The organism is Pseudomonas sp. GL-B-26 (assembly GCF_019947405.1).
GTDB lineage: Bacteria > Pseudomonadota > Gammaproteobacteria > Pseudomonadales > Pseudomonadaceae > Aquipseudomonas.
Genome location: NZ_JAGYGJ010000005.1, coordinates 98445 through 122701, shown reverse-complemented (window position 1 = coordinate 122701; position 24257 = coordinate 98445). Strand labels below are relative to the sequence as shown.

At 55.9% G+C, this 24257-nt stretch carries 20 protein-coding genes and 1 pseudogene; 4 read left to right on the top strand and 17 right to left on the bottom strand.

Going from position 1 to position 24257, the window contains the following annotated elements:
- The first annotated feature begins 254 nt into the window (after window positions 1-254).
- On the top strand, window positions 255-1127 hold the full coding sequence (locus KGB23_RS05225) for a DNA/RNA non-specific endonuclease (protein ID WP_223430182.1): 873 nt from the start codon (window positions 255-257) through the stop codon (window positions 1125-1127).
- 141 nt (window positions 1128-1268) lie between these two features.
- Here KGB23_RS05225 and KGB23_RS05220 read toward each other — a convergent pair whose 3' ends face one another.
- Both KGB23_RS05220 and KGB23_RS05215 read right to left on the bottom strand, forming a co-directional pair.
- A complete protein-coding gene (locus KGB23_RS05220; protein ID WP_223430181.1) occupies window positions 1269-2045 on the bottom strand; it encodes a nucleotidyltransferase domain-containing protein in 777 nt (258 codons plus the stop codon).
- A 106-nt stretch (window positions 2046-2151) separates the two neighbouring features.
- A complete protein-coding gene (locus KGB23_RS05215) occupies window positions 2152-2634 on the bottom strand; it encodes a GNAT family N-acetyltransferase (RefSeq protein WP_223430228.1) in 483 nt (160 codons plus the stop codon).
- 163 nt (window positions 2635-2797) lie between these two features.
- Here KGB23_RS05215 and KGB23_RS05210 point away from each other — a divergent pair.
- Window positions 2798-2908 (top strand): annotated as a pseudogene (locus KGB23_RS05210) (hypothetical protein); the annotation flags it as partial.
- Window positions 2909-3082: 174 nt separating this feature from the next.
- On the opposite strand, the gene KGB23_RS05205 reads toward KGB23_RS05210, so the two are convergent.
- Together KGB23_RS05205 and KGB23_RS05200 are read right to left on the bottom strand one after the other, a co-directional pair.
- The gene (locus KGB23_RS05205; RefSeq protein ID WP_223430180.1) at window positions 3083-4216 is read right to left on the bottom strand and encodes an aminotransferase class V-fold PLP-dependent enzyme; all 1134 of its coding nucleotides are present in this window, start codon (window positions 4214-4216) and stop codon (window positions 3083-3085) included.
- Window positions 4217-4858: 642 nt separating this feature from the next.
- Window positions 4859-5527: a polysaccharide lyase family 7 protein gene (locus KGB23_RS05200; RefSeq protein ID WP_223430179.1), complete on the bottom strand. Its 669-nt coding sequence runs from the start codon at window positions 5525-5527 to the stop codon at window positions 4859-4861.
- 351 nt (window positions 5528-5878) lie between these two features.
- Here KGB23_RS05200 and KGB23_RS05195 point away from each other — a divergent pair, with 351 nt between their 5' ends.
- The gene (locus KGB23_RS05195; protein WP_223430178.1) at window positions 5879-6970 is read left to right on the top strand and encodes a DUF3616 domain-containing protein; all 1092 of its coding nucleotides are present in this window, start codon (window positions 5879-5881) and stop codon (window positions 6968-6970) included.
- Between the two features lie 312 nt (window positions 6971-7282).
- Here KGB23_RS05195 and KGB23_RS05190 read toward each other — a convergent pair whose 3' ends face one another.
- The 10 genes from KGB23_RS05190 to KGB23_RS05145 form a co-directional block, all read right to left on the bottom strand.
- Window positions 7283-8071 (bottom strand): SDR family oxidoreductase, encoded by a 789-nt coding sequence (locus KGB23_RS05190; RefSeq protein ID WP_223430177.1) that lies wholly within the window; start codon window positions 8069-8071, stop codon window positions 7283-7285.
- Window positions 8072-8130: 59 nt separating this feature from the next.
- Window positions 8131-9678, bottom strand: a complete 1548-nt coding sequence (locus KGB23_RS05185; RefSeq protein ID WP_223430176.1) for an amino acid ABC transporter permease/ATP-binding protein — start codon at window positions 9676-9678, stop codon at window positions 8131-8133.
- 64 nt (window positions 9679-9742) lie between these two features.
- On the bottom strand, window positions 9743-10537 hold the full coding sequence (locus KGB23_RS05180; RefSeq protein WP_223430175.1) for an ABC transporter substrate-binding protein: 795 nt from the start codon (window positions 10535-10537) through the stop codon (window positions 9743-9745).
- Window positions 10538-10581: 44 nt separating this feature from the next.
- Window positions 10582-11652 carry an isopenicillin N synthase family dioxygenase gene (locus KGB23_RS05175; protein ID WP_223430174.1) on the bottom strand — a complete coding sequence of 357 codons (1071 nt, stop codon included), beginning with the start codon at window positions 11650-11652 and terminating at the stop codon, window positions 10582-10584.
- Window positions 11653-11666: 14 nt separating this feature from the next.
- A complete protein-coding gene (locus KGB23_RS05170; protein ID WP_046056025.1) occupies window positions 11667-12518 on the bottom strand; it encodes a sugar phosphate isomerase/epimerase family protein in 852 nt (283 codons plus the stop codon).
- A 351-nt stretch (window positions 12519-12869) separates the two neighbouring features.
- A complete protein-coding gene (locus tag KGB23_RS05165; protein WP_223430173.1) occupies window positions 12870-13259 on the bottom strand; it encodes a hypothetical protein in 390 nt (129 codons plus the stop codon).
- A gap of 148 nt (window positions 13260-13407) precedes the next feature.
- Window positions 13408-13938, bottom strand: coding sequence for a DUF2867 domain-containing protein (locus KGB23_RS05160; RefSeq protein ID WP_317851607.1), 531 nt, complete (start codon window positions 13936-13938; stop codon window positions 13408-13410).
- A 58-nt stretch (window positions 13939-13996) separates the two neighbouring features.
- Window positions 13997-15049, bottom strand: a complete 1053-nt coding sequence (locus KGB23_RS05155; RefSeq protein ID WP_223430172.1) for an alpha/beta hydrolase family protein — start codon at window positions 15047-15049, stop codon at window positions 13997-13999.
- Window positions 15050-15666: 617 nt separating this feature from the next.
- Window positions 15667-16125, bottom strand: coding sequence for a hemerythrin domain-containing protein (locus tag KGB23_RS05150; RefSeq protein WP_223430171.1), 459 nt, complete (start codon window positions 16123-16125; stop codon window positions 15667-15669).
- A gap of 1030 nt (window positions 16126-17155) precedes the next feature.
- Complete coding sequence (locus KGB23_RS05145) at window positions 17156-17386, bottom strand: hypothetical protein (protein WP_223430170.1); 231 nt, start codon at window positions 17384-17386, stop codon at window positions 17156-17158.
- A gap of 174 nt (window positions 17387-17560) precedes the next feature.
- Here KGB23_RS05145 and KGB23_RS05140 point away from each other — a divergent pair, with 174 nt between their 5' ends.
- Window positions 17561-19222: a SulP family inorganic anion transporter gene (locus tag KGB23_RS05140; protein ID WP_223430169.1), complete on the top strand. Its 1662-nt coding sequence runs from the start codon at window positions 17561-17563 to the stop codon at window positions 19220-19222.
- Between the two features lie 21 nt (window positions 19223-19243).
- Here KGB23_RS05140 and KGB23_RS05135 read toward each other — a convergent pair whose 3' ends face one another.
- From KGB23_RS05135 to KGB23_RS05125, 3 genes are all read right to left on the bottom strand, one after another.
- The gene (locus KGB23_RS05135; protein WP_223430168.1) at window positions 19244-19432 is read right to left on the bottom strand and encodes a ribbon-helix-helix protein, CopG family; all 189 of its coding nucleotides are present in this window, start codon (window positions 19430-19432) and stop codon (window positions 19244-19246) included.
- 385 nt (window positions 19433-19817) lie between these two features.
- Window positions 19818-22838 carry an EAL domain-containing protein gene (locus KGB23_RS05130; protein WP_223430167.1) on the bottom strand — a complete coding sequence of 1007 codons (3021 nt, stop codon included), beginning with the start codon at window positions 22836-22838 and terminating at the stop codon, window positions 19818-19820.
- Complete coding sequence (locus KGB23_RS05125; RefSeq protein ID WP_223430166.1) at window positions 22826-23989, bottom strand: substrate-binding domain-containing protein; 1164 nt, start codon at window positions 23987-23989, stop codon at window positions 22826-22828. Before KGB23_RS05125 ends, KGB23_RS05130 begins: the two co-directional genes overlap by 13 nt.
- Window positions 23990-24257: the final 268 nt, after the last annotated feature.

Sequence of the window (24257 nt, the reverse complement as noted above, 5' to 3'; positions counted from 1 at the left end):
AGCGGGCTGCTGATTCATTTGAGTCAGTAGAATGTAAACGCTGCTCAGCACTTATGTGACTTGTCATGGTCAATAAATCCCGCACGACCGCCAACGGTCGTACTGCTCGGAGCCGACCGGATCCGCATTGGCATTTTGATCAAGGACAGTGAAAGCATGCTCGCCGCAAGATAATCAGCAACCGCCTCCACCTGGTTCCGTGAATCGGGACTCGCCGTACGTTTACCCCTCAATTCAATTCGAAGATTAAAAGCATGCACCTACGCAAAATTGCAGTTGGGCTGTCAGCCCTTGTTTTGCTCTCGACCGGGGCAGAAGCCCGCAGTCTGCTGGATCTCCTTAAGCCGCCCACCCAGCATCAGGAACAAGCGTCCCACTCGGGCTCGATCAGCCAGAACGCGGCCCTGGAACTCTATTCAAACAAACAGAAACAGGCATCGTTTGACGGCTGCGCAGAGCTGTTCCCGGCTGCGAAACCGATCAACATGGCCACAGTGCCTGCAACCATGAAACCCTTGGCCCTGTGCTCTGACAACTTCGCGGTGCTGTACTCGCAAACCAGCAGGACGCCGCTGGTAGTGGTCGAACGCCTTAATGCCGCCCAACTGCAGGATGCCAAAGGGGAGGAACGCACCAACCAGTTCTACCCGGACCCACGCATCCCCAAGAGTGGGCGGGCAGAGTTGAGCGACTACCGTAGCCAACATCCGGCCGTGGACCGTGGCCATCAATCTCCGGCAGCCGATGCACCAAGCCCCAATGCAATGGCCCAATCCTTTGCGCTGTCGAACATGGTGCCGCAAGACCCAACCAACAACCGGAAGATCTGGAGCAAGGTCGAGGCGGATGTCAGAAAATTTGCCAAGCGAGCCGATGGCAATGTGTTTGTCTTTACCGGCCCGCTCTTTGACTCTGGCCACACCACCATCGGCGACAACAAGGTCTGGGTGCCGACCCGCCTGTTCAAGCTGGTTTACGACGCATCGTCCAAGCGTGCCTGGGCCTACGTACTACCCAACGCTGAAACCCGTATCGAGAAACCGATGGACTATGACGCTTTCGTGAAGAGTACCGGGCTCAACTTGCTGGGAAATCTACCGGTCACAGGTTCCGTAGGGCGCTCTTGATGGCTTAATGAATTGCACCTCAACGGCTGGTGTTGTGCTAGCCATCAAATCGCAGTTGCGCGACGCCTTTTTCAACCCAGTAGCCATACCGCGTGCGGCAACTGCATGCTTTCGTTTCTCGGCATGACCCCATGAAGGAACCTAACCGGTTTCTGAAGCCATCCAGGTTAAAAAATCATGGAGGTGAGTCGTAAACTCTTTTGGTTTCGCATATGGGTTCTTTGCCTGGGACAAGAAAAAAGAGATCTGCATTCTCATACACGGGTGATGCTGAACAAACAGCTCGACATGCTCTTCCAGTGTTTGCGGCCACATCAAGTCCTGTTCAGAGCGAAGCACTTGAGTTGACCGGATGAGTTTGCGCGAGGCTTCGCGTTGCAGGCGTAGGGATTGCGTCGGTGTGGTCGCCTGATCGATAAGATTGGCATACCGGGTCAGTACGGATTCAAAGTCACCATTCACGGCAATGGCAATATCACGCGACGGCTTGAACCGGTCGAAGCGCTTGGCCAGATCATTCCCCCATAAGCAACGACAGTGATGCTTGAGCCAATAACCCCAGCTCAATCGATTCTCAGCCGCCAATACTTCAGAACGACTACCGATGTCGAAATCGATCTTTATGACTTCAGTATGCCGACTTTCCAGCTTGCGCTTTTTTGACTCGAGCATGTCCAGATCCTGCGACGCAGGAGGGCTGTGCAGAACAAGGGTCAGGTCCAGGTCGGAAACTCCCGGTACGGCGTCGCCTCTAGCGACGCTGCCATAAAGATAAATCCCGTCCAGCAGAGGTTCCGACTGAGCGAGCGTCATGCAAACGTCCACCAGCAAAGTCTGAAACTGTGGCTGCACCTCGACGTTGGACACGGTGAGGATATAACCGTCTGCACCAATGCCACGAGGATGGGATCGCTCCATGAAGCCGTCCGTGAGTTGTGTTCAGAAAGGTACTTTAACAGAGCCGATAGTGGCTGCTTCTGGCCCAGAGGGTGTAAAAACGTACGTCGAGGTGCATCACATCCAGCTAGCAAGCTGGGCCAACCGGCGGAACGCTCTGACGAACATAATAATTATCGAATTCACTGCTTTCGACGAATTGGAAGCCATGGCGAGTATAAAAGCGATTCGAAGCGCTTTCTTTGAGAGCACCAACTTTAATAGGGAGCGCAGCCGCATCCGCCTCTTTGAAAATCTGTGTGAGAACAGCAGAGCCTATCCCTGATCCTTGCGCGCTCGGTCTCACATACAAGTGGTCGAGCAAGAGTTCATTGTGGTGATGCTTGACCACTACAAAACCAACCCTCTCTCCAGATACCTCGATGTAGTGTGTGTTGTGGGCTTCAAAACCGCTAAGAAACCGCTCGCGCGCGCGCACTGGATCAAATCGCCCAACACGCTCCAGACTTTCGCGCATAGCCTCAATTCGAATGGCTACAAGATTGTCCAAGTCGCTTTGTTGAGCCAGGACCAAAACGACTGGGGAATTTTGATTGGGTGTGACGGGCATATTTTGCGCTCTAACTACCATCCAGGGATGGCCAGTATAGAGAGCCTGATATGTGGTTCCCAGTTTGGCTTCAACGTCGAATACAGACATCCACCTCAAATGCGAATGAAGGGCTGCCTCTCTGTACTATTATTTTTGCGTATTCATTTACAGGGGGAAGCCAGTGAAACGCTTCATCCAAGGTGAACATCGAGGCCAAGGCACCTTACTTTCCGAAAGCCTCGACGACTACGTCAGCGATACCAACCCGGTGCGCGTAGTCGACGTCTTTGTGGCGCTAACAGCCTAAAAACACACGTGCATGGGCTTTCCCTTGTGGTTCTAACACGACGTCCGGACGACCAGCGTCATATTCGTCGAAGATCAGCGCCATGGGCCGGCAGTGCCCAGGGCAGGATGCCCTCCTGGAATTCACAGGTTCGGTATGTGCTGCGGGCAAGATGAGGGCTTAGTTAACCATCACCTCGTCCAGTGCCTGCTCGAGGGTGCTGACTGTGCGCTCGATATTGTGCAGCTTTTCGAGTCCGAACAGACCGATGCGGAAGGTCTGGAAGTCGGCCGGCTCGTCGCATTGCAACGGCACTCCGGCAGCGATCTGTAGGCCGTGGTCGGCAAATTTCTTGCCGCTTTTGATGTCGGCATCATCGGTGTAGCTCACCACTACGCCAGGGGCCTGAAAGCCGGCTGCGGCCACGCTTTTGATGCCTTTGCCGGTCAACATTGCGCGCACCCGATCGCCCAGAGCCTGTTGTTCGCCGCGGACCTTCTCGAAACCGTAGGCTTGCGTCTCTTTCATCACTTCGTTAAACCGCGCGAGGGAATCGCTGGGCATGGTCGCATGGTAGGCATGTCCGCCCTGTTCGTAGGCCTGCATGATCTGAAGCCACTTTTTCAGGTCGCAGGCGAAGCTGCTGCTATGCGTCTGCTCGATGCGCTCGAGGGCCAAAGAACTGAGCATCACCAGGGCGCAGCAAGGGGAGGCGCTCCAGCCTTTCTGCGGTGCGCTGATCAGCAGGTCGACTGCGCATTTGTGCATATCAACCCAAAGCGTGCCTGAGGCGATGCAGTCCAGCACGAACAGGCCACCCACCGCATGCACGGCGTCGCCGACGGCCCGCAGGTACTCGTCGGGCAGGATAATCCCTGATGAGGTTTCAACGTGGGGGGCGAAGACAATCTGCGGCTTCTGCGCCTGAATGGCCGCCAGCACTTCGTCCAGAGGGGGTGGGGCGTAGGCAGCCTGGCGACCGGTGTCGACCGGTCGGGCTTTCAGCACCGTGGTGGCCGCCGGGATGTTGCCCATCTCAAGGATCTGGCTCCAGCGATAACTGAACCAGCCGTTGCGTATCACCAGACATTGCTGGTCGGTGGCAAACTGTCGCGCCACCGCTTCCATGCCGTATGTGCCGCTGCCCGGGACCACCGCAACAGCCTGGGCGTTGTAGACCTGTTTCAGGGTTCTGGAAATGTTCTTCATCACGCCTTGAAATGACTGCGACATGTGGTTGAGCGAGCGGTCGGTGTAGACCACTGAGTACTCGACCAGCCCCTCAGGATCGATACTGGGATATAGCTTTGACATGGGGTGACTCCTTTGGCAGAGATGTCAGTGGTATCGACCCTGCCCTAAGCCTTGGAAAATGACAAGATTGCTCGGGATTGAATTGCGACTTCTGTCGAGCGGCTGGCATCACCTGTGGGCGGCAACTGGTTCTAGCTGCGCAGATTGCGCACAAGAAATACAACGGTAAAAAGCAGGCAATTACCTATGCACGAGTAAAATGCTGCAACTTCCCCCAGTCCGGTTGAATCCACAGCCGAAAGCTGCCCATCGCGAAATGGTGCAATCGACCGACGCCCTTAAGGTTAGTTAACTCAATCCAGCACCGGGCGCAGGAAAGAGCGTTCATAATTCAGGATAAATCTTCTCTGGGTAGCCTCCGCCACCAATCTGATGCATTCCTCGTCCCGCTCGCCTTCTTTGCGATAGTGAACGTGATCGCACCATGTGAGGATGCGTGCCGCCACCTTCGACACCCGCCTGCGATAGCAGCGTATCCCACTGTATGCGCACGCAATGGTTTTGAAAGGCTTCGAGGGCATCTGCCGCCCGCACGGTTGAGTTCACTGACAGCCAGCCACTTGGTAGCCGATCGACGAGGAAATCCACTAAAGACTTCACCCTTCGGATCGGCGTGCCAATGGTAGTGACCTAAAGAAGCAACTAAATGTTGTGTTGGATCTCCAGCATCCTGAACGTCACTTTTCCGCCCTCGGTGGGATAGCCGGTGTTGTCCTGCACATACGCACCCGCTTTGAAATACAGTGGTTTGGTCTTCCAGCTCGGGTCGATGGTGGTTCTCCAGTTGTATCCTGCTGCGCTGATGCCCAGCGCGCCCTTCGGGCTGAGGTGGATCTGGTAGGAAAAGTTGCAGTCGAGCGGCACCCCCGTCGCAATGGTAATGACCTGGCCCTCTTCATCGTCGGGGCGCATGCGCACCTTGACGACAATGTTTCCCGTCGAAGTCGACGTTTTGTATTGGTATTCCAGCTTCACCATGGGGCTGTTGCTGTCCTTGTTGTGAATCTGACCAATCACGATCTTGCCGGTGCTGGGCACCTGATTGACGGTCAGACTCGCCCGCAGAATGTTATCCGCCGCTGAATACTGCCAGTTGCGCAGCGTCCCATCGCTATAGGTTTCCCGCAACTCGCTGCGCGGGTAAATAGCGTTGGCCGTCCTGGAACCGGTCACAGGTGCCCAGAAGGAAAGGGTAGCGGCTTCAGGACTGAAATACTGGTCCTTGAAGCCTTGCGCCAGTCGAGGCGTTTCTATGGTAGCCGGTGGGCTGCCTTCAGGGATGCTTAAATTCCAGGTGGCGAGGTCGATCATGTCAATAATCCTGTATGCGGGGAATGTTGCGGCCACAGTTGCGCTCGAACCGACGCTATTGAGCTGTGTCAATTGGGTCTGCTGATCAGGAAATCCGTATGGCGGTAGATTGACGTCAAATGTTCGTCGAGGTGGTTGTTGCAGGCTTTGTGCCTACGGGGGGCACCGTTAGTCGGCTATTTTGGGAGTTGATGGAACTAATCCGGGTTGCTTACCAGCTGCAGCGAAGGGACCTAAGCCATCAGCGGTGGACGGGTCGGCCAGGATGAGTGCATGCACTGGACGAAGAACACGCTCAGAAGCCGGTTCTGAATAACCGGCACGCCGCGCCATAAAGACAGGAGACCGCTCATGAGCCACCGAAGCAATTTTGCGCTGTTGAGCTTTGATCCGGCGTTTGCGTCGTTGCGCAATGGCCTTTCGGTCGCTCAGCAGATTGACGACACACTCTGGGTGGCGAACGACGAAACCACGAGCCTGGAACGCCTGCTAATCCAGGATGCTGCGCCCGGCGACGTCGTAAGGTGCGATGAGCACCAATCGTTTCAGCTCCTGGAGTATTTGGATCTGCCCCTACCGAAGCAAGACGCCGAGATCGATATCGAGGGGTTGGCCTATACCCATGACAGTGGTTACCTCTGGTTGGTGGGCTCCCATAGCCTGAAGCGAAAGAAGGCCGAGGCCGGCACTCCTGCACAGAAGAATATCAAGCGCCTATCGACGGTAGAGGCGCAGGGCAATCGCTTTCTGCTGGCCCGCATCCCTGTGGTCCGGCAGAACGACGGCTATGCACTCGCCAGGAAGGTGGACGCCGATGGACGTACGGCGGCGCAGCTACATGGCAACGAGGTCAGTAACGACCTGACCACGGCCATTGCTGAAGATCCTCAACTACGCGACTTCCTGAGTATCCCGGGTAAAGACAACGGCTTCGATATCGAAGGGTTGGTGGTGATTGGCTCGCGTCTTCTGCTAGGGCTACGTGGACCGGTTCTTCGCGGCTGGGCTGTGTTGCTGGAGATAGAACCTGAGCTGAACGACGCCTCGACTGACACGCTGGTGCTTAAGAAGATCGGTCCGGATGGGCGCCGCTATCGCAAGCACTTCTTCGCGCTAAATGGTCTGGGCTTGCGTGACCTGTGCACTAGCGGTGACGATCTGCTGATCCTGGCGGGTCCCACCATGGACCAGGATGGTCCGGTAACGGTCTTCCGCTGGCGCGGCGGTTTCGCGTCCGACGAGGAAAGCGTGGTCTTTACGGATCAATTGGAGAAGGTGCTGGAGGTGCCTTTTGGGCAAGGCAATGATCACGCTGAGGGCATGTGTTTGTTCGAATCGGGCGAGCAGCTTGGGGAGGTCCTGCTGATCCTCTACGACTCTGCGGCGCAGAGTCGTAAACACGGCGATACGGATGTGGAAGGGGACCTGTTCATCCTGAATTAGCCACGCACCTCGACGTCAACGCGGCCTGTAGATCAGTTTGCCTGGGCTGCTGGTCGCCACCCTCGGACTTGCAGCACTGGCCCTGCAGTTTGAGTCGGTCTTCATCGCGGTGAAATGGCTCGGCGTTGCCTTTATCCTGTTCATCGCCTGGAACTTATGGTCAAAGAACACCGAACAAATGCAGGCACCTCCAAAGCGCTCAGCAGGCCGGGCCTTCTCGCCGGAGCCTCTACACGCGGGATGAACCGATTGCCGATGGGGGAAGGTTCCAAAGGCAATGCTCCAAGGCTCCAGGTTCAACGCCTGCCGTATTTATTGGCTGGAGCGAATGGCCCCTCCATCAATCAACAAGTTCTGCCCGGTCAGATAGCCCGCATGACTGCTGCAAACGAAAGCGCACAGAGCGCCGAACTCCTCGGGTGAACCGAAGCGTTTAGCAGGAATTTCGCTACGGCATTCGCCGAGGAATGCCTCACTGTCTTGCCCCGACTCCTCGGCAGCAGCGACCAGGTTGTCACGCAGTCGATCGGTGTCGAATGAGCCCGGTTGCAGGTTGTTGATCGTCACATTCCGACTGGCAATGTTTTCTTGGCGGGCAAGCCCTGCGATAAATCCCGTCAGACCACTGCGCGCGCCATTGGACAGACCCAGGCTTTCGATAGGGGACTTCACGGCACTCGACGTGATGTTGATGATTCGGCCAAATCCACGTGCCGCCATACCGTCTACCGTTGCCTTGATCAACTCGATAGGGGTGAGCATGTTGGTATCCAGCGCCTTGAGCCAGGCGTCGCGGTTCCATTCGCGGAAATCCCCGGGAGGAGGGCCTCCAGCGTTGTTGATCAAAATATCGAAATGCTCATGGGCCACGAGAGCTGCCGCGCGACCCTCAGGCGTCGAAATGTCTCCGGCTACGGCGATGACAGTCACTTCAGGATTTATCGCTCTGAGCTGACGGGCTGTTTCATTCAGCGTCTGTTCGCCTCGGGCGGTGATCACCACGTTCACGCCTTCGCTGACGAGTGTCTGTGCGCAGGCTTTACCCAGGCCTTTGCTGGCCGCGCACACCAGTGCCCAGCGTCCTGCTATTCCAAGATTCATGCGTGTTTTCCTGAAAGAAGGAAGTTCAAAGAAAGTGGTTGCCTACTGCAGCACCCTGCTCACGCATGATTCGCAGTTATAGGCAGGTTTGGCGATCGAACACTGATTCCCATAAAGCGCCGCACTCGTTCTCCTTCGGCATCGCAGCGTATGGTTTCAGGTGCGGCATCCAGTTGGATATTGCCGTTCTCCATGAAGACGACCCTGTCGGATATCGACATGGCAAAGTCCATTTCGTGGGTGACGATAATCATGGTCATGCCTTCACTGGCAAGGTCGCGTATGACGTTCAGCACATCGCCCACCAGCTCTGGATCGAGCGCTGACGTCGGTTCGTCGAACAGCATGATGTCCGGCTCCATGGCCAAAGCACGAGCGATCGCCACGCGCTGTTGCTGTCCTCCGGAGAGCTGGTGCGGGTACTTGTGGGCGTGGGCGAGCAGGCCGACCTTGTCCAGCAGCGCATAAGCACGGTGTTCGCTCAGCTCGCCCGGGATGCCGTGGTAACGCGGCGCCAGCGTGACGTTGTCGAGAATGGTGCGGTGCGGGAACAGGTTGAAGTTCTGGAACACCATGCCAATGTGCCGCACGCCTTTGCGCAGACGGGCGCTGTTGGGTTTGTCCGACGCTTCGATGAATTTTTCACCGAACAACAGAATGTCGCCTGTATCGATACTTTCCAGGCCGTTGACCGTGCGGATCAGTGAAGTTTTGCCGGAACCGGATGGGCCAATGATCGAGATCACCTGGCCGTATTCGACATTCAGATCGATACCCATCAGCACTTGGTGCGTGCCATAGCTCTTCTGGATGTTCTTCAGTTGCAGGATTGGTGTTGCGTTGCTGCCCGCGGCTTTACGCGCAATGTCGGGCAAGGCTTCGGCGCAGGCCTTGAGCTTGGCCACGGCGGCGGCATCGAGTGTATGCGGCTTGCGGAAGTTCAGGTCCAGGTAGCGCTCCAGACGCTGCAGGAAATAGCCGAACACGGTGACGATCAGCACGTAGTACACGCCCACCGCAGCCAAGGTTTCCATGACCAGGAAGTTAGTGGCATAGAGGCGTTGGCCAACCGTGAGGATTTCGGTCAGGGAGATGACCGAGACCAGCGACGTCAGCTTGACCACCGTGATGTATTCATTGATCAACGTAGGCAGCGAGATACGGAAAGCCTGGGGGATCACGATCAAGCGCTGCATGCCGAACAGGCCGACACCCAGCGCGCGGCCTGCTTCCTTCTGGCCCTTGGCCACGGAGATCAGGCCACCACGGTGGATCTCCGCCATGTAAGCCGCTTCCGTGACCACCAGGGCAAGCAGGCCTGCGTAGAAAGGGTTTGACAGTATCGGTCCGCTACCGGGAAACAATTGTGGCAAGTTGTAGACGAAGACCACCAGCACCAGCAACGGGATGCTGCGGAAGAACCAGATGTAGACCGCCGCGGGAATGCGCAATAAGGGCGACTCGGACAACTTGGCCGTGGCCAGGCCAAAGCCCAGCAGCATGCCGAGGAACCAGGCCAGGGCACTGAGCTGGACCACCGTGACGCAGGCCTTCCAGAAGTCCGGCAGGGAGAACAGGGAGATGAAATACGACCAATCGAATTGCATAGGGCACCTCGATCTGCCGCCCCGGTGCAGGGGCGGCAGATGACCAGACTACAAGGACACGTTCTTAATTGGCAGTCGGTTCTTCCAAGCCATATTTCTTGAGAATAGCGGCGTACTCACGGCTCTTTTTGGTCTCCTCGAAGGCTTTTTGCACGGCCTGGAATGTTTCGTCGTTACCTTTCTTGACGAAGATACCCAGGGTTTGCTGATAGATCGGGTGTTCGGTGGTGATCACTACCCGGCCATTGGTTTTTTCCGCGATCATTTTTGCAGCGCCAGCGATTTCAACCTGGGCCTGAATGTTCTTGGACAACAGGGCCTGGGTCACTTCGGGCGCTGATGGGTACTCGCTGACGGTGATCGCGCCTTTGTTGTTCGGCACGCAGTACTCATCGGAGAGCTTCTTGAATTCCTTGACCCAGGTGGTGCCCTGTTCCAGGCCCAGTTTCAAGCCGCACAGGTCTTCAGGTTTTTTCGCATTGATCTCGCTGCCCTTGGGCACCATGACCGCGGCACCGGTGTTGGCATAGGCGATGGTTTGGGCCTGAGTCTGGCGCTCCGGTGTGATGTACATGCCGGAAATGACCGCGTCGTATTTGGCGGAGTTCAGGCCCAGGATCAGGCTCGGGAACTTGGTGTCGACGAACTCCACCTTGGCGTTCATGTGCTTGGCCAGGGCCGTTGCCAGTTCCGGGTCCGAGCCCACCACGTTTTTGTCCTTGTCATAGGACTCGAAGGGCGGGTAGGTGACTTCCATGCCGACCTTGAACGTGTCTGATGCGGCCATGCTCAACGAGCAACCGAGCATGCCGGCGGCCAATACAGCCAAGCTCAACAGGTTTTTTTTATTGTTTTTCATTTTTTACTGACTCCGGCGTAGGTAGGGGTAACTGAAAACTTCAATCAGGACGGTTGAGCCTGATTTTTCAAATGTCCGAAACTGGCGGGCTTGCGTGCCTTGCCTGGCAGTTGAACGTCCCCATTGGCCACCCTCTGGCGCAGATACTGATAGGTCTGCAGTGCCTGGCCATACATGTGTTCGCCGATCGTGATTTCTTCGTAGTCGTTACCTCCCTGGGCGAACCCGGGCAGCGGTTTGATCTGGGTGTGAAAGTCGCAGGCATAAAACAGTGGAAAGGAATAACGCTCCTCCTTCACGCTCCGCACCCGGTGCGCAGTGGCAACGAATGCGCCTGCCGTCATCACTTCCAGCATGTCGCCGATGTTGACTACAAAGGCATCGGCAATCGGTGGTGCATCGATCCATTGGCCAAGATTGTTCATCACCTCAAGGCCTGGTTTGTCGGCCAGGAGGATGGTGAAGCACTCATAATCAGTATGGGCGCCAAGGCCCGGTGCGTCATGGGCGGCACCGTCGAAGGGGTAGTGGATCAGGCGCAGCTTGGACGGCGGGCGGGTGACCAGGCTGTCGAAATAGTTTTCTTCCAGGCCCAGGGTCAGGGCGAAGCCGCCGAACAGGCGCCGGCCCAAAGCGAAGATCGCTTCATAGTAGGCCTGTACCGACGCCTTGAAACCTTCCAGCTGCGGCCAGTCGTTAGGCCCCAGCAATGGCGTGTTGGCCAGCACCAGCGGGTCATCGGCCGGGACTTCGAAGCCGACATCGAAGGCTTCCTTGTGGTCCGGCTTGCCTTTGGAATAGACCTCTTCGCCTTCGGGTACAAAGCCCTTGTGGGTTTGCGAGGTGCCGATGTAGTGCCGCATCTTGGTGTCGAAGGGCTGATCGAAAAAGTCCTTGGCGGCCTTGCGCAGATTGGCGATCAGTTGCGGGTCGATACCGTGATTGGTGATATAGAGGAACCCGACTTCGCTGGCGGCGCGCCCCAAATGTTCGGCCACGGCCAGGCGGTGTTCCAGTTCGACGCTGAACAGACCGGCGATGTTGACCACCGGGATGCTATTGAAGTTGGCTTTGTGTGTGTCAGTGCTGGCGCTGTTGTTTTTATTGTCAGGCATGACGCATCGGCTCCCTAAGGATTGCTTGAGTGGTGGAAACGCTCGAAGTGTTCGCGCTCGGTCTGGCCCATCCACACGTTCAATGACCAAAGGTCGGCGACCGGGACATTGGTGAAGGGCAAATGATGCAGGTAGCCGTCGGCGCCGAATTCCGGGGTCAGGGTGCTGACCTGATAACCGCGGGCTTGCTGCGAGCGCCAGATGCTTTCCCAGTGCTGCTGATGGAAAGCCAGTTCTTTTGCATATTCGGGAGCCGCCGGGTGCGGAACTTGCGGGCCCTGGTCATAACCGACCCGGGCCTGGATATGGTGAACCCGCTCGATAAAAGCGCTCAGGTCATCGGCCGGGTCATTCAACAGACGCTCGCAGGTCACGACCCAATGGCTGATGTCACTGGTGAACAACAGATCGGGCAGTTGCCGGATCAACTCCAGGGTCACCCAGGGGTTGAACAGCGAACGCGAGCGGTGGGTTTCGAAACTGCAGACCTGACCGTGCTTGCGCGCCAGTTCCAGTGCCTGACCGAAGAACTCCACTTGTTGTGGCAGGGACCAGCGATCATTGCCCGCCAGCACGTTGACGAAACGTGGGCCGAGTTCGGCGGCCCAGGCGAGTTTCTGATCGAGGTCATTGAGGTGAACGGCAGGGGTCGCCGACTGCTCCGGCAGCACATCGTACGCCGTGAAGACTGTGCTGATATAACCCAGGCGATTGGCCTGGAGAAAGGCGGCGAACTCAGCCCGTTCACGGGCGTCCAGTGGCAGACGTGCTTCCATCCCATCAAAGCCCGCCTGCAGCAACTCTTCAAGCGCCTGGGCCTTGCTGGCGGTGTAACCCCACAGCGTGCGGAAAATTTCCAGCTTCATCGGTGATCCTCAAAAATCCTCAGGCCTACGGCTAAGCGCTGCCGAGGCTAGTTCGCTGTGGAGCCGATGTTAGGCATAGGCGGCGAGGTGAAAGAATCTGAAAATTCAAATGAATACTTCAGACTTTCATCAACAAATAGCTAGCTATTTATCGCGCTTTTCAAGAAGGATTTTATGGGCGAGTAGGTGTCTACGCTGGCTATTAGCGAGGGGTGCCATTGTTACGGCATCATTTTGAAGAGTCCCCAAGCGATACCGGGGCACTGATGGTCCGCTTCTGGGCCGATTGCCGTCTTTGGCGAAGGGCAGCAATCGACTGTGGATTCAACCGGAAGATGGAAGAGTCAGGCCTCAGTGCTGGCCCGCCAGGACAGGCCTGATCGACTGAGCATCGGCTTTCAGTGCGAAGTAGGTCCATATGCCTCCAAAAAGATCCGCTACTGCGAAGAGAACGATCATTGGACTGGCGAGGCCAACGACAGCGAAGGTAGTGAAGGCCACGAAGACGACGAAGCGCGTGTACACCGACGCTTCCAAAAATGGCTTGTTTTCGTGCTTGGCTGCGATCCATGCGTAGATGCCGATATTGAACGCGATAACGCCAACCACGTGAATCCAGACCTCGGAGGTTGGTGGAATCCGAAAGATCGCCAGCAAGAAGTTCGGCGCGACGACTAACACGGCACCCACGACGAACAAATAGATGGCGAAGACCTTGGCACTGAACGCAGACCTGGACATGTTTTCCATTCCTTTAGTGATGAACGGCAGATGGAGCGAATGAATCCTGGAGACATGACGTTTGACTTGAGAGGCTTGCCCGGGCTTGCCGGAACAAGCCTCTCGATGGAAGGGTTAGATTTCAGTGGGGCACACAGCGTTCCCAGCCTTAGGGGCAGGTAGCCAGAGGCCAACCGATGCGCGCTGCACGCAGGAGACTGGCCTTAACAACCAAGCGGTGAAATGGGGCAATGACGAAGATGTAGGCCCGGCCTAGACGGTTGTGGCACTGGACCACGGTTGATAAAACGAGTTGGTGACTGCCTTCTGGCTCTGCCTCTCCAGAACACAGAACCGATATCCGGAAGTTGAGGTGCTTGTCGTCCTCTCCCAACACGATTTCAGTCTGGTTCGTGCTGTAGACCTTGAAGATTCCAATCCGATTAGCAAGTGATGCCAAGTGTTTGGCTGTCTTGAGACCGAAACAGGCAACGATAGTGTCTCGGACTTTCATGAGCCATCCGATCCAGGATGGCTGGTGGGAAAAGATGAATCGAGCTAGCAAATCCGGATTGCTGGATGTACCCGCAGGGAGCCGAATCGCAAAAGCGTCCGCCAGGTTCATCGACTTGTAAAGGTGGGTGACACCAGACCTCGAGGGGACTGGCACGGACTTAATGAGCTCGAATTCTCTGGGCATCGGGGATCTCTCCTGAGGTTTAACTACTAATTAGACGACATGCTCTCGTACCACGATTTTACAAACTGCCTTCTTTGTAGATAGATGACTGAAGAAACTCTGCTATCAGCGATGTAATCTGCTGTTGAATCACTCCACGCGGGCGAGCGCTGTCGCCATCCCGACAAATGATGCCATCGCCAGGTACTTCTTCTTCGAGCATTACCTCTGCGCCAGGTTTGCACACCGACAAGAAGCTGAAATGGCTTGCGTCGTTGATTTCGACGTAACGGCTTGACGCCGCAGGCAGGCGTTTGGTCAGGTTGGCAGACTCCAACTCGGCGGGAAGCTCGCGCGACGGTACGCCGGCAGCGATCACCAGCGCTGGTACCGGCAGCGAGGCCAGGCTTTCATCGGTCATGCCCCGTGAAAGGCCCAGGTCCAAGGTAACCACGGCAGTGACGCGTTTATCGCGCAAATCGGCGGCCAACGCGGCCTTTGATGTTGAGGTGCTTGCGGGGTTTATCTTTCCATAGACGGTGCAACTTGATAACTGCGGGTGGGCATTGCAGTCATGGGCGAAGCGGTCTGGATCGAAACGAGCACCGGCGATCTCCAGGGCGGTCCAGCCGCCGAGTGAATGGCCCACCACGGCAATTCGGTCATTGGCGACCAGGCCGAATTTTTCAGGTTGAGTCGTGACCCTATCAATGGCTCGGCGCACATCAACGGGCCGCTGCCATAACTGCGCCGCTGCTTGAGGGCTACGGTCATGAGTGGTGGTGCCGGGGTGATTGATTGCGGCGACGATGTAACCCCTATGAGCCAGCGCACTGGCAAGCCAGATCTGGTTGCTCCAGTTACCTCTGTACCCGTGGGAGAGCACCAACAATGGATGCTTGCCAGCAGCGGGCGGCGCGTCACGAACGGCAGAAGCCCCGACGAACACCGCATCATCGCCAATCATTTGCGTGGCTGCGGTGGTTGCACTGGGGTACCAGACGACCATCTCCAGTGCGCGGTCATTGTGCGAGTCCGCCAGTGTGGAAGAGCGGAAGCCGACAGGGGGCTCGTCAGCGAGTGCGATCGTAGTCAGCCAGGTCAACAACAGGGCGCCAAAGGCTATTTTCAATGTCGTTTCTTCCTTGATCAGATAAGTGCATGGCAACTTGAACCCGCCGTCAGGCGCATCTACCTTCGTACGGAGTCGAAGTTAATGTGGCCGCCTATACGCACGGACATTAAAGACCACATTCGAACCGCCGCGCAGAACTTTCATCCTTAACCTATTCGTGGTCTTGGCGAGAAGGCTGAAGGTCCGCTTTTGGCCGATTTCTGCCGCTGGAGAAGGATACCTGGCGACCCAGAGTTGCCGGTGGACCGCTGCTACCTGTTGAGCCGTGTGCGCGCCCTCAGATCAGCCAACGAAACCAGGGCGGCTCACCTGCTTAAAGCATGGTCACTAGAGGTCACTAGAGATTTGCATCATCACCCGCAGTTCCCCCAATAACCCCGTGGCCTGATTCGCCGTAGGCGGCTAGATATCTGTAATCGAAATAATGCGATTAGCCCCAACGCTTATTCCATGTCTGGCGAATGTGTGGGTGTAAGGCTCACAATTCATCTCGTTTGTAATTCTATCTAAGTAATCCTACAAGCCAGCGGTGTAAAATTTGGCACCCACGCAATAAATATGTCAGATCGAGTATTAAGTAGCAGCCTGGTTAAGTAAGACGGTTAAAGCTTCGATTAATGCCACTGACGCTTTATTTCCTGCCACTGGATGTCTGACAACCACTTGTCTGCTACCGGAAAGAAAATATTCTCCTCAGCATCCATATGATCGTAGTATTTCTTGATAAAGTCATCGATAGTGTCAGCGATTACTCTCGCCTCCTGAGTTGAGTCCTCCAGCATCTTGAGCTGTCCGGCAATGCGCCCAAATGCTTGATGATCTCGCTCGATATCCTTGACCCGTTGGTGGATCGGTGCCTCAGTCGCTAGCAAGGCCCGCCGAATAAGCTCTTCATTTTCATGGTGGTATCGCTCTGCATCACCATGCAAGGCTTCCAGCAGCTTAAACAACAGCTTGCAGTCATCGGCACTAGCGGATTCATGCCTTAACCTACCCAGCAATCCTTTGATTTGAGTAATTTTGATAGCCACCTCATGATGATAGGTGTGCAGCTCTTTCAATAAGATGTTCATATAAAATCCTCACCGCTACACCAAACCATCACAGAAAAATATTATTAACCACCATCCTCCAAGGATAGCCACACATATCAGTTTCCATAACTTCTAATACTTCCATACCAAAACACTAACCCACGCGTATTTAACGTTTTTATTATAGTCTGGCACAAAACTCTTGCCCCACTAAATTTGCCGCCTTTGGATGAATTTGAAATATCAAGTGAATGTTTATATACGCTATTTGATTTACTTAAGGCGACGCTAAAAAAATAGCTAGCTGCCCCCTTGGCACACCGAGCACTGTCAACCAGCCACCCTATCCGTGTGCCTTGTTACGCGCCATGTAGAAGACCTTCTCCGAACTCAAATACACCGGCAAGAAAAAGCAGACTCACCAAGATCGCTTCCTAGCTGACATTGAACAGCTGGTGTCCTGAGCACAACTGGAGGGGCAAGTGGCACGGGATCGTTGCTTTCGTTGCATGCCGGTGCCGATCGCGCTGTTTTGAATCGCCCCGGGTTTCGTAGGCACATGAGGCCCAGCTGCAACAGGTGGAGCGTCTGTGATTGCTTAGGCAAAGCCGACAGGTAGCTTTTGGCCCAGATTGTGTAAAAACGCAGGTCCAGTTTTGAAGTCTGCGTCGCTACGTAAAATCTGACAGCGGTGGCAGAGCTCATCGCGACCGGTTGAATCCACAACCCAAAGCAGCCGCTCAGACCGGCGTAAAACTGGCCGATTGCTGCCTGCCACGACTGGCTGAAACCGATCGAGGCTGTGTAAAAACATTTTTCAGCGCGACAGGTACTCAAAACCGGGCTGGAAATCGCGCGTCTACGCAAAATCCAAATCTGCTGATGTGCCGATAAATTTCAGATTTAACGTAGACGCGCACACTGCAATTTTGGCGAAGCGTTTTTACACACTCTGGACCCAAAGCTGCCTGTCATATCAGGAAGCATACAGACCAAAGAGCTTCGTTTTGATTGGATAGATACTCGATTTTCACTGACATGATCATGTCTCCAAGGCGTAATCCAATGGTTAGAAATGGATTTCAGCGGTCTTGAGGCCCAAGTCTCGAAGCTCGGCGATCAAGTCATCCAGATGTCCGAAAGACTCGACCTCTTCGTTGTCATCAACCAAAAAATAACTCCTCCCCGCGTCCTTCTTGAAGAACACGATCCACTCCTTGGGATTGGTCGGGTTTGCGATCAAGTGGGTGTCAAAGGTTACGCCTTCGGCATGTTTGCTTTTCACAGCTTTGCGATTCATGTCAGTCACCACGCTACACGCGCTCTCGGAAATTTCTATTTACAGTGCACGCCTGTTCAGCCCATCTGAGTCTTCGCTATCAGCATTCCCTGCGGCACGAGGCAGTGGATCAAGGGTATTTAAATTATCACGGCATGTTAATAGTATGCGCATACATCTATTTTGGAGCTAGCCATGATTGCGGTTGGTGAGGCCTGGAAGGCGGGACTGATGGGGCGTAAACACTGGCTCCGCAATCTGGTGTCTGGCGTGATAGTCGGGGTCGTGGCGCTCCCCCTGGCAATGGCTTTTGCCATTGCATCTGGCGTCAAACCTGAGCAAGGCATCTACACTGCAATCATCGGTGGCCTGCTGGTTTCGCTCTTTGGGGGGAGCCGCTTACAGATTGCCGGGCCAACAGGTGCGTTCATCGTGATTCTGGCGGGAGTTACGGCCAAGCATGGCGTAGACGGTCTGCAAATCGCCACGATGATGGCGGGCGCCATGTTGTTATTGCTCGGGATTGCCCGGCTTGGTGCAATCATTAAGTTTATCCCCGATCCGGTGATCGTCGGATTCACCGCCGGCATCGGCGTGATCATCTGGGTCGGACAGTGGAAAGACTTTTTCGGTTTACCGGCGATCAGTGGAGAGCACTTCCACGAAAAGCTCTGGCATTTGCTACAGGCGCTCCCGGATCTTCATGTGGCCACCACCCTGCTGGCTGCACTCAGTCTTTTGTTGGTAATCACCGCTTCCAAAATTCCCGGTCTCAAACGGGTGCCTGGTCCGTTGGTCGCAATGGCGGTAGCTATGGCAATACAGTCAACCTTTCATTTCGAGGGGGTAGCCACGATTGGCAGCGCATTTGGTGGCATACCTCAAGGTCTTCCAGCGTTTAGCCTGCCTGAAATCACGCTGTCTCGCGTCATCGATTTGATTGGTCCGGCTTTCACGATCGCCATGCTTGGAGCAATCGAATCGCTTTTGTCCGCAATGGTGGCCGATGGCATGGCGGGCACTAAGCATGATTCCAATCAGGAGCTGATCGGTCAGGGGGTGGCTAATCTGGTCACGCCATTGTTTGGCGGCTTCGCGGCTACCGGAGCCATTGCCCGTACTGCAACCAATATCCGTAATGGCGGCACAAGCCCGCTGGCTGGCATTACGCACGCGGTCACCTTGGTGCTTATTATTCTGTTTCTGGCACCTCTAGCCTCAAACATCCCACTGTGCGCCCTGGCTGCCATTCTTTTCGTGGTCGCGTACAACATGAGCGAGTTGAAACACTTCAAGCGCATGGTCCAGCGAGCCCCGCGCGCAGACGTGTCTATTCTGCTCATCACCTTCAGCCTCACAGTGTTCAGTGACTTGGTGATCGCCGTGAATATCGGCGTCATTCTCGCGATGCTGCACTTCATGCGCCGCATGGCCTCATCCGTGGAGGTGCAGCAGATAGTCGAGCACGAACTTGAAGGAGAGTTGAGGGCCAATGGCCATTCTCACTTGCCGCCAGGGATACTGATTTACACGATTGAAGGGCCACTGTTCTTTGGTGCGGCTGAGACCTTCGAGCGTGTGTTAGCGCAGACCCATACCGACCCACGTCTGTTGATTATCCGTCTGAAGCGCGTGCCGTTTATGGATATCACGGGCTTGCAAGTGTTGGAGGAGGTTATTCAGCAGCTGCACAATCGCAATATCGTGGTGAAACTCTGCGAAGCGAACACCAAGGTGCTCAGCAAGCTCGATAGGGTGGGTATCCTGCAAGAAATTGGCCCGGAGCATTACCACGCCGACTTCAACACCGCGCTGGCTAAAGCTGTCAAGCACGTAGAGGGTACGTCGACCCTCTAGAGACTAACTGCCAGTGTTGGGTTATGACTTGGTACTGACGGCATGCTTGCTCTTGGTCGAATAGCTGGCGCCGTGAGTGTCCAGATAGTCACGAATCAGTTGGCGGACAACCTGCGAAGACGTCAGGTCTTGTGCTGCACAGAGTTCCTCGAAAGCTTTTTTCTTGACGGGATCAATGAGCACCGTGAGGCGCGCAGTCTTGCTTTCCATGGGGTATTCAATCGCTCAAGTCGCTGGATGTTAATCAAATTGTAATTGCCTTGTTCTGTGCTGTCACTGTACAGGCAGCGTGTTGCTCGGTACTTCGACTTTACTCACAAGAAAGATTGGGTTCTCCCGGTGGGGGATGAGCCGGATCTGCTTCGACGCAGCACGGATAATCCCCACCCGCGAGGAAAGGCGCAGCTTCGTTCTAAGCTGGCCGCCTGCTTGCAACGGGTCGACTGTGATCAGTCACGAGCGACCGGAAATGGCCGATTGATGCCTGTCGAGACCGGTGGAATCCTCAGGCCCGACATCAACACGGTCGGGTCTTTCATAGTGTTCCAGGGCGATCGGCTTCTGACACAACAGCGCTTTACCGTACGCTGAGTCATTAATGCCCGGGCATTGGACTGCTTGGGCGTTTTACATCGCGTTTTCGCCTTGCCGGGTCAGGGCTCGCAATGCGGCTCGGTTGAGGTAACCGGGGCGTACGCAGTAACAGACTGATTTCCTCTGCGCTGACCGCTCTGCTGAAAAAGTGGCCCTGAATTTCATCGCAGCCGTTTTCACGCAGGAAGGTTTGCTGCTCTTCGGTTTCGACGCCTTCGGCAATGACCTTGAGGTTCAGTTTGTGCCCCAACGAAATCACTGCGGTGGCGATGGCTTTGTCGTTCTCGTTGTCGGGCAGATCGCGCACGAAAGACTGGTCGATCTTGAGTCTCGCGATCGGGAAGCTTTTCAATGCTGCGAGGCTGGAGTAGCCGGTGCCGAAGTCGTCGATCGAGAGACTGATCCCCATTGATTGCAGTTCCTTCATTTTGCTGATGGCTTGCTGAAGGTCTTGCATGATCAGACTTTCGGTCAGCTCCAGCTCAAGGTACATCGGCTCCAGTCCGGTTTCTTGCAAGGCATGCATCACCCGGTCGATCAGGTCCCTTTCGATGAACTGGCGTGCTGAAATATTCACCGACATGGTGATCGGCGGCCAGCCCGCATTCTGCCACTCTTTGTTCTGTCTGCACGCGGTATGAATCACCCAGTCGCCGATGGGCACGATCAATCCGGTCTCTTCGGCTTGCGGAATGAATTTGATTGGAGACACGATGCCGAGCTCGGGGTGCTGCCAGCGGATCAGTGCTTCTACGCCGATAATCTGACCTGACTGCAAATCCACCTGTGGCTGGTACAGCAGCAGGAACTCGTCATGGTTGAGTGCGTTTCGAAGCCCGTCTTGCATGGCGAGCTTGCCCTGAACCGTGTTTTTCATCTCGCTCGTATAGAACTGGTAACTGTTGCGACCCAGTTCCTTGGCCCGGTACATGGCGGCGTCCGCGTTGCTGAGCAACGTGTCGGTATCGCTGCCGTCGGCAGGGTAGGTGGCCAGGCCCATGCTGCAGGTGACGTGGAGTGTGTGTCCGCTGAGCTGAATCGGCCGCAGGATGGCTTCCTGGATTTTGTGCAGGGCTGGAGTCACGCAGTCAAGGTCTGAGGGCTGGTCGAACAGGATGATCACAAACTCGTCGCCACCCAGTCGCACGACGGTGTCGGTGCGGCGTACACACTCCAGCATGCGCTGGGCGACGGTTTTCAGCAGTTCGTCTCCAGCACTGTGCCCAAGGCTGTCATTCACCAGTTTGAATTTGTCCAGATCGAGAAACACCACCGTCACCAGGCGGTCGTAGCGCTGAGCATAAAGTATTGCCTGCTTGAGACGGTCTTCGAGCAGTGTGCGATTCGGCAGCCCGGTCAGTGCGTCATGGTCGCCCATATAGCGAATGCGCTTTTCGGTAAGTTGGCGTTCTATCGCAATGCCGGCAAGCGGTGTCGCCATGTCGATCAGTCGCGTCTCGGTCGCGCTAGGGCTGCGTACGGTGTTGGAATACAAGGCAAACGTACCCAATACTTTTCGCTCATGGGACAGAATCGGCGTGGACCAGCAGGCGCGAAATCCATAGGGCGCAGCGGCTGAACGGTACGCCTCCCACAGCGGATCCAGCTCGATATCCGTGACGATGACCGGCTCTCGTCGATACACCGCGGTGCCGCATGAACCGACGTTCGGCCCGATCGCAATCCCGTCAATGAGCTGGTTATAGGCTTTCGGCAAACTGGGGGCAGCCCCGTGCAGCAGGTGTTTGCCATCCTCATCCAGCACCAGAATGGACACCATCATCCCCTCCAACTGGGACTCCACCAGGTGAGCCAGGCTGTCGAGGACTTCTGCAAGCTCGGTGCTCCTGGCGATCAGCTCCAGGACATGACGTTGTCCGGCACGGATGACCGCTTCTTTCTCTAATCGGCTGTTTTGCAGGGCGAGCCGCTCTGTGGCAATACTCAATTGGACCGTTCTTTTTTCCAGCTGAAGTCGGTCTTTGAGGAATTGATTAACCGCGCGAGCCATGTTGCCGATCTCGTCCTTTCCATGTTCCGCCATCATCAAGTGCGTTTTGTCAGTGTGTTCCTGACGTAATTGCCGGCTTATTTCATTCAGACGCACGAGCACATGACGGCCCATGAAGACCCGGGTCACGAACCAGGCGAATACCAGGCTGGCGCCCAACATGATCAGCACCCATTGCTGGCTACGATTTGAGGCCTCGACCAGGCGCTGCAGGGCTTCGCGATAGTCTTCGGTGTAAGCACTGGATTGCGCACGGGCCACCGCGACCAGAACCCCGGCCTCATTCTTCAGTTCCTCATTGAAGCGCTGTATGACGTTGTGCTGATTGATGAGCTTCAGGCGCAGGGAGAAGAGATCGGGCGTCTCCACTTCAGCGTCGGGTAACTTGCCAGCGGTGCGTGACAGGCGCTCATAACTGATCCGCAGCCGTTGCACGGCATCACTGTCAGCAGCCTGCGGCAGATCGAAAAGTAACACCGCCAGTTCCAGGCTGGCCCGGGACTGTGTCGCGATTAACCGGGCGGTGTGATCCTCCATGGTCTGCTCGAAGGTGACCTCGGTTTGCAGCAGGCTTTCTCGCAACTGCGCAACGATGTTGGCAGTATTGCGGAACATCTGACTCGACTGATGCATGTCGAGTATCGCCACGCCATTGTTCGCAGCAGTCAGCTGCTGTACCAGTTGATCGAGGGCTTCAAGCTGTTCGACGGTCGCCGCATAGCTTGAACGCAGGGTGTCGGGGGAGCGGGTTGTCAGAAGCTGATCGGTCTGGCGTTCGATCAGCAAGGTACGCTGCAGCATGTCTTGCCCATCTTGCATGCGGACCAGTCGTTCATCCGTCAGCTGGCGGGTGGCGTTGTTTGACGTGCGCAACGCGTAGACCGCTGTTGCACCACTCGCCAGGATCAGCAGCGCCAGCGTCAGAAACGCCAGTGTGAACTGTGCGCGTAGCGATTGCGGCAATAGCTGGCGTCCGAGCCGGGAAGTAACGTCCAATGTCAGGGGTTCCATTGTTGGCGATAGATGTCTCGATAGCCATTGTCAGGGTCGTACTGGAATTTCTTCCCGCCGTCGAAGGCGATATTGTCGGCACTGACCAGATGAATCGGCGCGACGAAGCCGCTCACCGGCTGACCTGCAAACAGCCGGTTCAATTCATCCATCACTTGCCAGCCATGCAGGTTGAGCGGCTCGGCCACGGTGACGGTCTGGTAGGTTTTTGCCTGTATACGCAAGAAAGCCGAAGCGCTGCCATCACCGGCAGACAACAGACTGATGCCGTCGCTGGGTATTGCGGCGTTGGTCAATGAGGCGATCGAGTAGTCGAAATAGATGTCGTTGATGGCCAGCGTGTGGGTCCAGCGCTTGCCATAGCGCTGAAGCAGCTCCTTGGTAATCGCCGGCATCTTCTCGCCACTTTCGGAGATCGCGACATCGCGCACTTCCAGTAACGTACATTCCCGACAGGCCCGAATGACGTTTTCCATGGCCTTGGCTTTCGCCATGGCGATGCTGTACTTGGAGTCGGTCAGGATGACCACGCCGGCCTGTCCGTTTGACTGTGCCACTGCCGCCATGGCCGTGAGGCGAGCCACTTCGAGCGGGTCGGTCGTGACGTTCATGGCCACCGGCGTGCCGGCAATCGGCCCGGGTCGTGCCCCGGCGTGCCAGCCAACCACCGGCACATCCCGGTTGGCGAAGAGGATCAGCGCTGCATTGTTCTCAAGGGCATCGGAGCCGCACAAAATGAGGCCGTCGGGTTTCGCTGCCAGGGCATCGGAAAAGGCCTTCGCGCGCCCGGCCGATGATCCAGCGCCATCGAATATCTTCAGCGTCCAGTCCATCGCCTTGGCTGCCTCGCGAGCGCCCTGCGCGACACCGACAATGCCTCCGTTACGCAAATCTTCTGCGACAAAGGCGATGCTCTTGCCCCGCAGGGCTTGCGGGCCGGATTCAGGGCCGCTCCAGCGAACGGCTTCGAGGGTGGCCCTGGAAACGATTTCCTGCGCTTGAATCACCGTAACCGTGGCGTTTTCGACACCCGCTGTGGTTGGCAGGTTCTGGCCGACTCCGGGAGTTGCCGTGAAAAGACAGAAAACCGTAACTGAAGCCATCCAGAGTGGCCCGGGTCTGGAGCCGATGGCGCGATCATAGTCTGGCATGGCGTCCCTTTTTGCCAAGAGTGCAGCGTTCACTGTCCGAAAGGATAGTCGGTTCTGCTGTCACCAGGTCTTTTGTGGGTAAAGTGCGCGAACTTTAGTCCTGAACATTCAGGAAATGGGGCAGGGTCCATGGCACAAAACAAGGGACGAAGGCCGATTGCATCGTTGACTACATTGAGTGGTTTTACAAGGCTTCGACTTTGCGTTGAAAAGAGCGGCTTCGCCCTAATGCCGATCAGTTAAGCCAAAACGCGATCCGTAGCAGCTG